Raw genomic sequence first — 13,116 nt, 5'->3', positions numbered from 1 at the left:
CCGGACCCGGTCAGCCGACTGCCGCTGCCTCGGCGGTGGCCGCATCCGACGTCTTTCCGTGTCTTGCAACGGCCTGACGGAGCTTGGTAAACAGGCCTGTTTCCACGGTTAGTCCCGGGCCGAAGGCCATGGAACAAATGCGTTCACCCCCGTCGGTTCCGTCCCGGAGTGGTTGTTCCAGGATGTGCTTGAGCACGAAAAGCACCGTGGCGCTGCTCATGTTCCCGTAGTTGCGAAGGATTTCGCGGGCGGGCACCAGCTGCTCCTCCGTGAGGTCCAGCCGGGACTCGACCTTGTCCAGGATGCTGCGGCCGCCCGGATGGATGGCCCAGTGGGGGATTGAGGTGTAGGGGAGTGCCGCCAGTTCCGGTTCCCGTGCCAGCAGGGGCTCCAGGGCGCCCACAATGTGTTCGTCGATGATGTGGGGCACGTAGTTGCCGAGCACCATTTCGAACCCGTTGTCGCCGATGTTCCAGGCCATCGAGTCTTCGCCGACAGGGGTGAGGACCGTTTCGAAGTGGTCCAGGGCGAGCAAAGCGGTGTCGCGGGCTCCGGGCCGGGCCGTGACGACGGCGGCAGCGGCTCCGTCGGCGAACAGCGCTGAACCCATGATGGCATCGGGATCGTTGGACGTGCGCACGTGCAGGGAACACAGTTCCGCGCAGACAACCAGGACGACGGCCCTGGGATCGGCCTCGCAGAACAACTTTGCGGCGCGCAATGCGGGAAATGCCGCGTAGCAGCCCATGAAGCCCAAGTGGTACCGCTGGACGGCCGGGTTCAGCCCCAGCTCCCGGACCACCTTGTAGTCCGGGCCGGGGTTGAAGAATCCAGTGCATGAAACAGTGATGAGGTGAGTTATGTCAAGTAAACCACGATCCGGGACGGCCGCCAGGGCAGCGCGGGCTGCCTGAATGAAGAGCTTCGTGGCTTCCCGGGCAAAGATATCGTTGCGGACCTTGGTGCTGGGATTCAGCAGGAGTCCGGATTCCTGGTCGTAGAACTGCGGGTTGTCCGAGCGGGATGCGTTCGTCATTTCCTCTACGGCGGTAAACCGTGTCTCGATGGCTGCACCGTCAAAGCAGGTGTTCACCAGCCGTGATCCCAGACGCGACAATCCCGGCTGCGCAGCGAAGACATCGCGGGCTTCGGACTGGATCAGCTTGGTCGTCGGGACTGCAGTTTCCAGGGAACACACGTAGGCCGTCATTGGTTCATTCTTGACGCGCGCCGCACCAAAGACAATGGGCTCCATGCCGATTGACCAGCCGATTCGCCGGATTGGGCCTTGGGGATCCGCCCCGCTCCCGGAGATTCCCAAAGCGCCGATAATCTACATTATGTAAAGTAACGTTTTCGGAGAGCCTGGACTGGAGCGCTTCGCAGCCCTCTCCCGGCTCCCGATTTTGGCGGACGCTCAGTGGCGCCGGCGTATGGAGGCCCCAACCACGCCTCCGAGGGCGAGCCCCACAGCGCAACCCCAGAAAGGGCTCTGAAAGAGGGCCAGGCCCAGGCTGAATCCCATAGCGGCCCCGACCAGCGTGCAGATCCATAACGGTTTGTTCACTATCTCTCCGGATGCAGGGAGTGACGTCGATCCCTGCCGACATTACTGCATGCCCCCATAACTGCTTCGAAGAGACAACACCCCCCATTGCAGCAAATAGGTAGCTGCGACCGGTGTGCGGCGGCTCTTTGCGGTCCTATCCTGTTGCACATGGCGGCAAGCCGAAAGGCCTGCTGCGGGCCACACGGTGGAGCGGTTCCTCGGATGCCGCCCTTTTCATGAAGCTGGCGCCGGCGCCCCACACCCCTACGTTTCCCAGGACGCCCGATGCGAGAATTTGCCTGCCTTCAACATTGCCCAGCCTGCCCTGCGAACGGGCAGGCGTGTCATAGCCATTTGCGGGGGGAAGCCCTGAAGCGGGCTCCGGGACGTCCGATCCTGCTACTGCGGCCGGCCCCGGTTAAGGTCCGGTCACTGCGGGCCATCGCCATCGCATAAACAGTCACAGACGTCCTCGTTGAGTGGGATGGTGACGCCGGGTACCAGCTCAGCTGGGAGGCGAGCTGGCTTGTCCGCAGGGTGCGCCGAGCGCCTGCCGGCGACCCCCTTCCGGAGGCACCCTGACCACCCCACTCCCCTGGCCCTGCCTACCAGCCCGGCAGCCGCTCATGCTGCCCCGGACAGCTAGAGTGAAAGCCATGGATTCCCTCAAGACGAAGCCTGCACCATCAGTTGTGGCGCGAACCGTTATCCTGGCCGCCGCGGCTGACCTCATCCTCATCCTGGCATTTGCGGCAATTGGACGCGATGCCCACCACCGGGAAGAACCGGTCCTGGGTGTCTTGCTCACAGCGTGGCCATTCCTTGCCGGCGCAGCCGCCGGCTGGATGGCCGCACGGGCATGGAGGAATCCACTGTCAGCACTCCGTGCAGGAGTTCCCGTATGGGTTGGCAGCCTGGTTGGTGGAATGGTCCTCCGGGCGCTGACCGCCCAGACCGTGGTCCTCCCCTTCATCATCGTGGCCACATTGGCCTTGGCAGTCTTCCTGGTGGGCTACCGGCTGCTGCTTGCCGGCGTGGTACGCCTGCGTCGCAGGTGAAGCCTCAGCTCAACGGGGAAATCCCCAGCCTGGAAGGCATCCGGAAGATGCCCGCCCGTGTAATAGGCTGGCATCAGGGAAACAGCTGCCGGGCTTAGCCGCGGCGGAACTGATTGAAGGGGTTCAAACGTGGTCACCGCATTTGTTCTGATCAAGACTGACGCCGCACGCATTCCGGAGACGGCCGAGGAAATATCGGCCATTGAGGGCATCAGCGAGGTGTACTCCGTCACCGGGGAATGGGACCTTATCGCCGTGGCGAGGGTGCCAAGGCACGAGGACCTGGCAGACGTCATCGCTGACAAGCTCTCCAAGGTGCCAGCAGTGGTCCACACCACCACGCATATTGCCTTCCGCGCCTACTCGCAGCACGACTTGGACGCCGCATTCTCGCTTGGCTTCGAACAGTAGGCGGACCTAGGCGCGGGACAGCGAAACCCAGCGGTCCAGCACGGCAGCGGCAGCACCGGAATCGATTGAGTCCGCCGCCCGTACGAAAGCCGCCTGCATACGTTCCAGGAACGGACCACTTGCGTCGAGATCGAAGGCGACCAGGCCGGCGGCCGCGTTGACCAGGACCGCGTCCCGGGCCGGACCTGGCTTCCCGGAGAGCACATCCCGGACCACACCGGCATTTGCAATGGCGTCTCCCCCGCGCAGTTGTTCCACGGTGGCCAGGCTGATGCCCAGGTCTTCAGGTGAGAAACGGAGCTCGCTGACGGCACCGTCGCGGATTTCCCACACGGTCGACGGACCGGTTGTCGTCAGTTCGTCGAGGCCGTCGTTCCCCCGGAACACCAATCCCCTGCTCCCCCGCCGCGCCAGGACGCCGGCCACGAGGGGCGCCATCCTTGCGTTGGCAACGCCGACGGCCGACGCCTGTACGTTGGCGGGGTTCGTCAGAGGCCCCAGGAAGTTGAACGCGGTGGGAATCGCCAGCTCGCGCCGGGGAACGGCCGTGTGCCGGAAGGAGGGGTGGAAGACCTGGGCAAAGCAGAACGTGATGCCGGCTTCCTCCGCATTGCGTGCCACCCGGTCGATAGGCAGGTCAAGGCGGACACCGAGCGCCTCGAGCACATCGGCAGAGCCGGACGACGACGACGCCGCCCGGTTGCCGTGCTTGACGACCTTGGCGCCGGCACCCGCCGCTACCAGGGCGGCCATCGTCGAGATGTTGACAGTGTTAAGTTGGTCACCACCGGTGCCGACGATATCGAGCTTCTCCCCGGAGATTGCCACCGGCTTGGCGTGGGCCAGCATGGCTTCCACCAGGCCGGAGAGCTCGGCCACTGTCTCCCCCTTGGCGCTGAGTGCCACGAGGAAACCGGCGATCTGGGTTGGCGTCGCTTCGCCGGACATGATGGTGTCCATGGCCCACGACGTGTTGTCGGCCGTAAGATCGGCGCCCTTGATCAGCGCCGAGATGAGCCGGGGCCAGGTGTTGCCGGACGCTGCAGATGCCTGTGAAGTCACCTGCTGATGCTATCGAGCGATGGTGCGCGCTGACCAATATGAACGTCGGCCGGAACTTTTCGGGACGAATTCGCGTCTTTGTAGAAAAAGTCCCCCGAAAAGGCGGTTTGCGTTGGGCAGCACGGACTTTTGCAGACATAATGTCTATGTGACATCTGCGACCCATGCCCCCAGTACCCCGGCGCACCCCACGCTGAACCGCCCCAATATGGTTTCTGTCGGAACCGTAGTGTGGCTGTCCAGCGAGTTGATGTTCTTCGCCGGTCTCTTTGCCATGTACTTCACGCTGCGCTCAACGAGCGGTCAGATGTGGGCGGAAGAGACAGCCAAGCTCAACTTCCCCTTTGCGCTCGTCAACACGATCGTCCTCGTGGCCAGTTCCTTCACTTGCCAGATGGGCGTGTTCGCCGCCGAACGGCTGCAACCCCGCCGCGCCGGCGGAGCCCTGCAGTTCGCCCGCTGGGGAATGAACGAATGGTTCACCCTGACGTTCCTGATGGGCGCGTTCTTCGTTGCCGGCCAGACCACCGAGTACGCAATGCTGGTTTCCGAGCACGTCTCGCTCTCCTCCAACGCTTACGGCTCTGCCTTCTACATGACCACCGGCTTCCACGGCCTGCACGTCATTGGCGGCCTGATTGCCTTCCTGCTCATCATGGGCCGGTCCTTCGCCGCGAAGAAGTTCGGACATTTCGAAGCAACGTCCGCAATCGTCACCTCTTACTACTGGCACTTCGTTGACGTCGTGTGGATCGGCCTCTTCCTGGTCATCTACGTACTCAAGTAGCCAGCTTTGATTCTTTTTCTACAAGAGGCAGAATTTCAGGTAGCGGCTCCCGGAGCCGGCGCAGGATCGAATAAAGGAACCACCACGTGAAGGCACTCTCACAAAAGCGGCGTCACCCACTTGCAGCAATAGCGCTGCTCCTGATGGGGCTCCTCATCACTGGTGGGCTCTACGCCGTTGCCACCAGCATGAACGAGGCCAAGGCGAGCACCACCACGGCAAGCGCAAGCGACGTCGAAGAGGGCGGCAAGCTTTTCGCGGCGAACTGCGCCACCTGCCACGGCATGGGTGCCAGCGGTTCCAAGGATGGTCCCTCGCTGGTGGGCGTCGGCGCCGCAGCTGTTGACTTCCAGGTTGGCACCGGCCGCATGCCGATGCAGATGAACGGACCCCAGGCGATGAAGAAGCCTGTCCAGTTCAACGAGCAGCAGACCTCACAGCTTGCAGCCTATGTCGCTTCCCTGGGAGCCGGCCCGGCAATTCCTGCAGACGAGCTGACAAACGGCGGCGGCGACGCTGCTGCCGGTGGAGAGCTGTTCCGCACCAACTGCGCCATGTGCCACAACGCCGCCGCCGCCGGCGGTGCGCTGACCCGCGGCAAGTTTGCTCCTGCTCTTGCCGACGTAACCGGCAAGCACATCTACGAGGCCATGGTCACGGGCCCGCAGAACATGCCGGTGTTCAACGACGCCAACATCACCCCCGAGGGCAAGAAGGACATCATCACCTTCCTGAAGCAGATCGAGTCCACCGGATCCCCGGGCGGAGCCGACCTGGGATCCCTTGGCCCGGTAGCTGAAGGCCTGTTCGTGTGGGTTGCCGGTCTCGGCGTCATCATCGCCTTCACCATCTGGCTGACCTCCAGGACTTCCTGACGTCCCGCAGGACACACAAAACTTCTGCTGCCCTGTCAGCAGCTTGAAATTAGAAACTAACCCGGCAACTGCCGGGACGAGAGAAGGATGAGGCGAATTATGGGCAACCATAGTGACGGCAGTCCGAACCACTCGGGCACCGTAGCTACGGCTGGTCAGAATGAGGTGGAGAAGTTCCAGGATCCTGGGATTCCCCCGCATCGTTTGCGCCTGGCTGACACGGACCCGAGAGCCGCAAAGCGGGCAGAACGGCAGGTCGCCTTACTGTTTGGCATTTCTGTTGTTGGCACCCTGATCTTCCTGGTGGCGTACTTCGCCATCGATCTGGGTGACGACTCCAGCATCGCCACCATCCGGCTCCAGAACGCCCTGCTGGGCATTGGCACTGCCTTTGCCATGTTGGGTATCGGAACCGGCATCGTGCACTGGGCCAAAGCCCTGATGCCCGATCACGAAGTCTCCGAAGAGCGTCACGCGATCCGTTACGAGGAAGACCGCCAGGCTGCGGTCCGCATCGTCGACGACATCGTGGAAGAGACCGGCATCAAGCGCCGCCCGCTGATCCGTAACACCCTCCTGGGTGCGGTGGCCCTGGCTCCGCTTCCTGCAATCGCGATCTTCGGCGACCTCGGACCCCGCCCTGACGACAAGCTTGCACATACCATGTGGGCTCCGCAGGACGGCAAGCGCAAGCGCCTGACCCGCGACCCTGACGGAACCCCTATCAAGGCTTCGGATGTCACCATCGGCTCGGCGTTCCACGTCATCCCCGAGGGACTCAACGAACTCGAGGAAGGCAAGCTCAACGAGAAGGCAAAGTCCGTTGTGTTGCTCATGCGCCTGGATCCCGCCTCGCTGAACCCGTCCAAGGGCCGTGAAGAGTGGGGTTACAACGGCATCGTTGCCTACTCGAAGATCTGCACCCACGTTGGCTGCCCCGTTGCTCTCTACGAGCAGCAGACGCACCACCTGCTGTGCCCGTGCCACCAGTCCACCTTCGACCTCACGCAAGAGTGCAAGGTGATCTTCGGCCCCGCCAGCCGTCCTCTCCCCCAGCTGCCGATCGCAGTTGATGACGAGGGCTACCTCGTCGCTACCAGCGACTTCCATGAACCCGTAGGACCAAGTTACTGGGAGCGTGATTCGCATGAGCGCAGCATCAACAGCTGAGCCGGCTTTCGTCGCCAAAACCAAGACAGGCCGGATCACCGACTTCGTCGACTCGCGTGTCGGCGGTTCGGGGATCCTCCGCGAGTTCGGCCGCAAGGTCTTCCCCGATCACTGGTCATTCATGTTCGGCGAAGTGGCGCTGTACTCCTTTGTCATCCTGCTGCTGTCCGGAACCTTCCTGACGTTCTTCTTCGATCCGTCCATGGCGGAGACCCACTACGACGGGTCCTACGTCCCCCTTAAGGGCGTGGAGATGTCGGTGGCGTACAGCTCGTCACTGAACATCTCGTTCGACGTGCGTGGCGGACTCTTCATGCGCCAGGTCCACCACTGGGCAGCACTGCTGTTCGTGGCGTCGGTGGCAGTGCACATGCTCCGGGTCTTCTTTACCGGCGCGTTCCGCCGCCCGCGTGAGATGAACTGGGTTGTCGGCTGTGTCCTGCTGATCCTGGCCATGGCCGCCGGCTTCACCGGCTACTCGCTTCCCGACGACCTGCTCTCCGGCAACGGCCTGCGCATCATCGACGGCGTGATCAAGTCGATTCCGGTCATCGGCACGTACATCTCGTTCTTCCTCTTCGGCGGAGAATTCCCGGGCACGGCCATCATCAGCCGCCTGTACATGCTGCACATCCTGCTGGTGCCGGCACTCATCCTGCTGATGATCGTTATGCACCTCTTCATGGTCGTGGTCCACAAGCACACCCAGTACCCCGGCCCCGGCCGCAACGACAACAACGTCGTCGGCTACCCCCTCGGACCCGTGTACGCCGCGAAGGCCGGTGGATTCTTCTTCATCGTCTTCGGCGTGATCGCTTTGATGGCCGCGTTCTTCACCATCAACCCCATCTGGAACTACGGACCTTATGACCCCTCCCCGGTTTCCGCAGGCACTCAGCCTGACTGGTACATCGGGTTCGTTGACGGCGCCCTCCGGCTCATGCCCGGGACGCTTGGCAACTGGCACGTCGAGCAGATCTTCTTTGGTCACGTGTTCACGTTCAACGTCCTCCTGCCTGCACTGGTACCGGCCGGGATCCTCTTCACCGTGATGTTCACCTACCCGTGGATCGAGCGCTGGGTGACCAAGGACGACCGTGAGCACCACGTCCTCGACCGTCCGAGGAATGCTCCGACCCGTACCGCCATCGGCATGGCCGGCTTCGTCTGGTACTGCGTCATGTGGGCGGCCGCAGGTTCGGACCTCATCGCAACCCACTTCGGTGTCTCCCTGAACGATGTCACCTACTGGCTGCGTGCACTGTTCTTCGTCGGCCCGATCATCGCGTTTATCGTCACCAAGCGCGTGGCTTTGGCCCTGCAGCGCAAGGACCGCGAAATCGCCCTTCACGGCCGCGAGACTGGCCGGATTGTTCGGCTTCCGCACGGTGAGTTCATCGAGGTGCACGCGCCACTGGATGAATACAAGCGGTACAAGCTGGTTGGTTTCGAATCACCCCAGGTACAGCCGGCTGTGCCGAACGAGCACGGCGTGGTCACCCGGAAGGAAAAGCGGCGCGCGCTGCTCTCCCGCTGGTTCTTCGAGGACCGCGTTGCTCCGGCAACCCCCGCGGAGCTGGAAGCAGCACACGGCCACGGCCACGAGGCTGTCGAAGCTGCAGAGGGCACCAAGAGCCTGACGCACTAGGAAACTCCAGCTGTAACGAAGGGCCCGATCCATGCCGGATCGGGCCCTTCGTTTTGTCGTCCGGGCTCTGTACCCTGAACACCGCCGGCAGTACTCCCCCGGGCTGTTTCAGTGGTTGCGCGTCCTGCGGGCACCAGGCCGCTGCAACGGAACCCACAGCTTGTACCGGTCGGCGCGGTAGTACGAAACGGAATAGTCGACCATGGCGCGCGCCACAAACGCATGCCGTTGGATCTTCAACAATGGCGCCCCCACCTCCACGTTCAGCAACCGCGCCGTGGAGGGCGATGCAGCCGTAGCCTCGATCATGTCCTCGCCCCACTCCATCACCAGGCCGAATTGTTCGCTGAGGACGTTGTACAACGACGTGGGAGGTTCGTGGTCAAGCAGGCCAGGGACGCGGTGGGCAGGAATAAAGTTCTCGTCGACACTCATCGGCTCCCCGTCCGCCAGCAGGAGCCGGCGGAACCGTACCACCGGTGTTCCCTCGTCGAGCTGGAGTTCGCGGGCCAGGAAGGCACTGGCTCCTATCTGCTCGAAACTGAGGACTTTTGCCGCGGGAACCATGCCGCGGCGCTGCATCTCTTCGCTGTAGGACGTCAGCTTAACCTGAAGGTCGAGTTTCGGCCGCCGGACGAACGTTCCCAGCCCGACTACACGTTCGATGACCTCCTCCCCCACCAAGGCATCGATGGCTTGCCGGACGGTCATCCGGGCAAGTCCGAATCGTTCGGCAAGGTCACGCTCGGATGGAAGCGCTGAACCCGGAAGGCAGGATTCGGCTATGTACGCCCTCAGGATCTCGCGGAGTTGCACATAGATCGCGGTGCCGCTGGTGCGGTCAATTTCGCCGGTGATAGCGGTGGCGCCAGCTGCCATGGTCCCTCTTCCTGCCGTGGTTGTCTTCCCTCATTTTAGGACGGTCTAGACCAGTGGGTGACCGCTGTCCTTTTTAGTGCCGCGGGTTGCCCGCCCGCTATATTTAGTCAGGAAAATTTGACCGCCGACGGATGGGGCCGTCGTGACGAAGGAGTCCCCTTTGCCAACACTGAAGGCCGTAGTGACAGCACCTGAGGGCCTGCACGCACGCTCTGCCGCCGTGTTCGTCCGTGCCGTTACCGACACAGGGTTTCCCCTGGCCATTCGAAAGGAAGGTGGCGGCCTTGTGGACGCACGTTCCCTGCTCCAGGTGATGGCGGCCGACTTCCGGCAGGGCTGCGAAGTGGAACTGGTGGTCAGCGACGACGCCTTGGACGGCGCTCAGGACCACGGGCGGGCGCTGGAAGCACTCAGGGACCTCTGCAGGCTCCTGGAGTCCCAGGGGGCCACCCAGGGCGTCTAGGAAATGCAAAAACGTCGGGCCCCACCGCAAGGTGGGGCCCGACGTCGTTATTACTGCAGAGGCCTAGTGCGCGTGGTCACCGCGGCTGTATTCGTAGACCCAGCCGACGAGGGCCACGACGGCAATGCCGCCGGCGATGAAGACGATCCAGAAACCGACTGCCATACCGAGGAAACCGGTGGCGCACGCAATCCCGAGAACCAGGGGCCACCAGCTCCAGGGGCTGAAGTGTCCCTGCTCGCCGGCACCTTCGTGGATCTCGGCATCGCTGCGGTCTTCAGGCCGCAGCCCAACCCGCTTACCGGTGAATCCGAGGTAGGCGCCGATCATGCCTGCCAGGCCGCCGACGAGGAGAATGCCCAGGATGCCGACCCATTCGCTCCAGTTGGTCAGGAAGCCGTAGACCAGGGCGACGGGGACGAAGAAGAAGACTCCAGAGCCAAAGATCCAGGATTCAATTTTCACTGTGCGGTGTCCTTCTGGTCAGCGTTGCCGAGCACTGCGGCTGCGGGGGCAGGCGAATCGACGGTGTGTACCTGCCGGAGTTCCGGGTGGTGCAGGTCCAGAGCAGGACGCTCTGAACGGATCCGGGGCAGGGACGTGAAGTTGTGGCGCGGCGGCGGGCAGGACGTGGCCCACTCCAGCGACGCTCCGAAGCCCCAAGGATCATCCACCTGGACCTTTTCGGCATTCCGCCACGTGATGTAGACGTTCCAGAAGAACGGAATCAGGGAAGCGCCGAGCACGAAGGATGCCACCGTGGAGAACTGGTTCATCCAGGTGAAGTTGTCCTCAGGCAGGTAGTCGGCGTAGCGACGGGGCATGCCCATGACGCCGAGCCAGTGCTGGATCAGGAAGGTGCCGTGGAAGCCCAGGAACAGCAGCCAGAAGTGGATCTTGCCCAGGCGTTCGTTGAGCATCTTGCCGGTCCACTTGGGCCACCAGAAGTAGAACCCGGCGAACATGGCGAACACGACAGTGCCGAACACCACGTAGTGGAAGTGCGCAACCACGAAGTAGGAGTCCGATACGTGGAAGTCCAGCGGCGGGGAAGCCAGGATGATGCCTGTCAGGCCACCGAAGAGGAACGTGATGAGGAAGCCGATGCTCCACAGCATGGGGGTCTCGAAGGTCAGCGACCCCCGCCACATGGTACCGATCCAGTTGAAGAACTTCACGCCGGTGGGCACCGCGATGAGCATGGTCATGAACGAGAAGAACGGCAGCAGGACTGCGCCGGTGACGTACATGTGGTGGGCCCAGACGGTCACGGATAGGGCAGCAATGGCGATGGTTGCGTAAACCAGGCCCTTGTAACCGAAGATCGGCTTGCGGCTGAACACGGGGAAGATCTCAGAGACGATACCGAAGAAGGGCAGCGCAATGATGTATACCTCGGGGTGTCCGAAGAACCAGAACAGGTGCTGCCAGAGGACTGCACCGCCGTTCGCGGGATCGAAGATGTGCGCACCGAACTTCCGGTCCGCGCCGAGGGCGAAGAGGGCCGCGGCCAGCGGCGGGAAGGCCATGAGCACCAGGATCGCCGTGATCAGGGTGTTCCAGGTGAAGATGGGCATCCGCCACATGGTCATGCCCGGGGCGCGCATGCAGATGATGGTGGTGATGAAGTTGACCGCGCCGAGGATGGTGCCGAAGCCGGACAGTGCCAGGCCGAATACCCACAGGTCACCGCCGATGCCAGGGGTGAACGTGGTGTCGGAGAGCGGCGCGTAGGCGAACCAGCCGAAGGACGCAGCACCCTGGGGGGTGATGAAGCCCGACACTGCGATGGTGGAGCCGAAGAGGAAGAACCAGAACGCGAGGGCGTTCAGGCGCGGGAACGCGACGTCGGGGGCGCCGATCTGCAGCGGCATGATCACGTTGGCGAACCCGGCGAAGAGCGGGGTGGCGAACATCAGGAGCATGACGGTGCCGTGCATGGTGAACAGCTGGTTGTACTGTTCCTTGGTCTGCAGGATCTGCATGCCGGGTTCGAAGAGCTCGGCACGGATCAGCAGCGCCATCACGCCGCCGAGGCAGAAGAACACAAACGATGCGATCAGGTACATGTACCCGATGGTTTTGTGGTCTGTGGAGGTGATCCAGTTGACGACGATGCGTCCCTTGGATTTTGGTACCACGGGCGCCGACAGGGCTCCCGCGGGTGCGGATTGGGTGTACGTAGCCACGTCGCTCCCCTTACTTGGTTTCGTTCAGGTTCGGGTTGCGGTCGTACTCAGCACCAAGCAGGCCGGTGTTGCCTTCAGCCTTGAGCTGGTCCATGTGTGCCTGGAATTCGGTTTCCGACACCACCTTGACGCGGAACAGCATTTCGGAGTGGTACTCGCCGCAGAGTTCGGCACACTTGCCGTCGTAGGTGCCCTCTTTAGTGGGGGTGAACCGGATGTAGTTGGTCTTGCCGGGGATCATGTCGCGCTTCTGCAGGAAGGCGGGAACCCAGAAGGAGTGGATGACATCGCGGGAATTTAGTTCGAGGTCAACGGACTTGTTGACCGGCAGGTACAGCGTCGGAAGCTGTTCCATGTCGATGTTGTTGCCGGTCAGGTGGGCCTGGACACCGGCCTCGTGGAGGTCTTCCTGGATGACGTCGCCGGACTTGTAGTTGAAGTCCCACGCCCACTGCTTGCCGCGGACGTCGACGACGACGTCGGCAGGCTGCGAACGGTCATCGATCGCCTGCTGGTCACGGTCGGTGAAGTAGAAGAACACCAGGACCATGAAGATCGGGATGGTGAGGTAGAAGACCTCGAGGGGAAGGTTGAAGCTGGTCTGCCGCGGGAAGCCCACGGTTCCCTTGCGGCGGCGGTAGGCCACCAGGCACCAGATGATCAGGCCCCAGGTAATGGTGCCCACCACGAGCGCAGCAATCCATGAGTTGACCCAGAGGTCCATGATGCGGTCGGTGTTGCTGGTGGTGCCACGTTCAGTGGGCATCCACCCTTTCTCTACCTCTGGCGAACATCCGGTCAAAACCAACGCGCCGGCAATAGCCAAGCTTGAGATCGTTGTGATCGTTTTGCGTCGGCTGCCGGTTCGGTTCTGCGAACTCACAGACGGCCCTTCCTACTTGTTGCTGTTGTCCGGGCTGCCATGGGCGCTCCGGGCACACTAAAAGTTTTACTACTCGGTGTAGAGCTTACCGCTCTGCCGGGCGTTTCGCCCACATGTCAGCGCCGAGCCTCCGTGCCGTTTT

At 62.6% G+C, this 13,116-nt stretch carries 13 protein-coding genes; 7 read left to right on the top strand and 6 right to left on the bottom strand.

Translation table 11 applies throughout. The features are described 5' to 3' along the window. Nucleotides 1-10: 10 nt before the first annotated feature. A complete protein-coding gene (locus AC4EEO_RS08950; RefSeq protein WP_491340279.1) occupies nucleotides 11-1,210 on the bottom strand; it encodes a type III polyketide synthase in 1,200 nt (399 codons plus the stop codon). Nucleotides 1,211-2,205: 995 nt separating this feature from the next. Between AC4EEO_RS08950 and AC4EEO_RS08945 the strand changes: the two genes are divergently transcribed. Further along, the gene (locus tag AC4EEO_RS08945) at nucleotides 2,206-2,607 is read left to right on the top strand and encodes a DUF3054 domain-containing protein (RefSeq protein ID WP_051083435.1); all 402 of its coding nucleotides are present in this window, start codon (nucleotides 2,206-2,208) and stop codon (nucleotides 2,605-2,607) included. 129 nt (nucleotides 2,608-2,736) lie between these two features. Beyond that, nucleotides 2,737-3,018, top strand: coding sequence for an Lrp/AsnC family transcriptional regulator (locus AC4EEO_RS08940; RefSeq protein WP_018761366.1), 282 nt, complete (start codon nucleotides 2,737-2,739; stop codon nucleotides 3,016-3,018). A gap of 6 nt (nucleotides 3,019-3,024) precedes the next feature. Here the strand turns inward: AC4EEO_RS08940 and trpD are convergent, their stop codons facing one another. Further along, the gene (gene trpD / locus AC4EEO_RS08935) at nucleotides 3,025-4,080 is read right to left on the bottom strand and encodes an anthranilate phosphoribosyltransferase (RefSeq protein WP_133831569.1); all 1,056 of its coding nucleotides are present in this window, start codon (nucleotides 4,078-4,080) and stop codon (nucleotides 3,025-3,027) included. A 148-nt stretch (nucleotides 4,081-4,228) separates the two neighbouring features. Here trpD and ctaE point away from each other — a divergent pair, with 148 nt between their 5' ends. The 4 genes from ctaE to qcrB all read left to right on the top strand — a co-directional run bounded on the left by ctaE (nucleotide 4,229) and on the right by qcrB (nucleotide 8,560). Further along, complete coding sequence (gene ctaE / locus AC4EEO_RS08930) at nucleotides 4,229-4,867, top strand: aa3-type cytochrome oxidase subunit III (RefSeq protein WP_196803315.1); 639 nt, start codon at nucleotides 4,229-4,231, stop codon at nucleotides 4,865-4,867. Between the two features lie 86 nt (nucleotides 4,868-4,953). Continuing rightward, on the top strand, nucleotides 4,954-5,742 hold the full coding sequence (gene qcrC / locus AC4EEO_RS08925; RefSeq protein WP_018761369.1) for a cytochrome bc1 complex diheme cytochrome c subunit: 789 nt from the start codon (nucleotides 4,954-4,956) through the stop codon (nucleotides 5,740-5,742). Nucleotides 5,743-5,841: 99 nt separating this feature from the next. Further along, nucleotides 5,842-6,912, top strand: a complete 1,071-nt coding sequence (gene qcrA / locus AC4EEO_RS08920) for a cytochrome bc1 complex Rieske iron-sulfur subunit (protein ID WP_026264469.1) — start codon at nucleotides 5,842-5,844, stop codon at nucleotides 6,910-6,912. Further along, nucleotides 6,890-8,560 (top strand): cytochrome bc1 complex cytochrome b subunit, encoded by a 1,671-nt coding sequence (qcrB, locus tag AC4EEO_RS08915; protein WP_018761371.1) that lies wholly within the window; start codon nucleotides 6,890-6,892, stop codon nucleotides 8,558-8,560. Before qcrA ends, qcrB begins: the two co-directional genes overlap by 23 nt. A 108-nt stretch (nucleotides 8,561-8,668) precedes the next feature. Here the strand turns inward: qcrB and AC4EEO_RS08910 are convergent, their stop codons facing one another. Beyond that, nucleotides 8,669-9,439, bottom strand: coding sequence for a GntR family transcriptional regulator (locus tag AC4EEO_RS08910; RefSeq protein WP_018761372.1), 771 nt, complete (start codon nucleotides 9,437-9,439; stop codon nucleotides 8,669-8,671). Between the two features lie 160 nt (nucleotides 9,440-9,599). Between AC4EEO_RS08910 and AC4EEO_RS08905 the strand changes: the two genes are divergently transcribed. After that, entirely contained in the window at nucleotides 9,600-9,902 is a 303-nt protein-coding gene (locus AC4EEO_RS08905) for an HPr family phosphocarrier protein (RefSeq protein ID WP_166651706.1), read from the top strand. Between the two features lie 63 nt (nucleotides 9,903-9,965). Here AC4EEO_RS08905 and AC4EEO_RS08900 read toward each other — a convergent pair whose 3' ends face one another. Genes AC4EEO_RS08900 through ctaC form a run of 3 tightly spaced genes read right to left on the bottom strand, consistent with a single transcriptional unit; the run spans nucleotide 9,966 to nucleotide 12,974 of the window. After that, a complete protein-coding gene (locus tag AC4EEO_RS08900; RefSeq protein WP_018761374.1) occupies nucleotides 9,966-10,367 on the bottom strand; it encodes a cytochrome c oxidase subunit 4 in 402 nt (133 codons plus the stop codon). Next, a complete protein-coding gene (gene ctaD / locus AC4EEO_RS08895; RefSeq protein WP_018761375.1) occupies nucleotides 10,364-12,091 on the bottom strand; it encodes an aa3-type cytochrome oxidase subunit I in 1,728 nt (575 codons plus the stop codon). The genes AC4EEO_RS08900 and ctaD overlap by 4 nt, the downstream gene beginning before the upstream one ends. Before the next feature lie 10 nt (nucleotides 12,092-12,101). Further along, nucleotides 12,102-12,974, bottom strand: a complete 873-nt coding sequence (gene ctaC / locus AC4EEO_RS08890; RefSeq protein ID WP_026264471.1) for an aa3-type cytochrome oxidase subunit II — start codon at nucleotides 12,972-12,974, stop codon at nucleotides 12,102-12,104. Between the last annotated feature and the right edge of the window lie 142 nt (nucleotides 12,975-13,116).

The organism is Pseudarthrobacter sp. MOO13, from assembly GCF_058267655.1.
Note: the sequence above shows the minus strand (reverse complement) of the source record. Positions and strands in the feature narration are given on the sequence as shown.

What these genes read in the sequence shown, in the direction of transcription:
- qcrA (WP_026264469.1), top strand. Translation starts at nt 5,842, where the DNA reads ATGGGCAACCATAGTGACGGCAGTCCGAACCACTCGGGCACCGTAGCT.
- AC4EEO_RS08910 (WP_018761372.1), bottom strand. Translation starts at nt 9,439, where the DNA reads ATGGCAGCTGGCGCCACCGCTATCACCGGCGAAATTGACCGCACCAGC.
- qcrB (WP_018761371.1), top strand. Translation starts at nt 6,890, where the DNA reads ATGAGCGCAGCATCAACAGCTGAGCCGGCTTTCGTCGCCAAAACCAAG.
- AC4EEO_RS08950 (WP_491340279.1), bottom strand. Translation starts at nt 1,210, where the DNA reads ATGACGGCCTACGTGTGTTCCCTGGAAACTGCAGTCCCGACGACCAAG.
- AC4EEO_RS08945 (WP_051083435.1), top strand. Translation starts at nt 2,206, where the DNA reads ATGGATTCCCTCAAGACGAAGCCTGCACCATCAGTTGTGGCGCGAACC.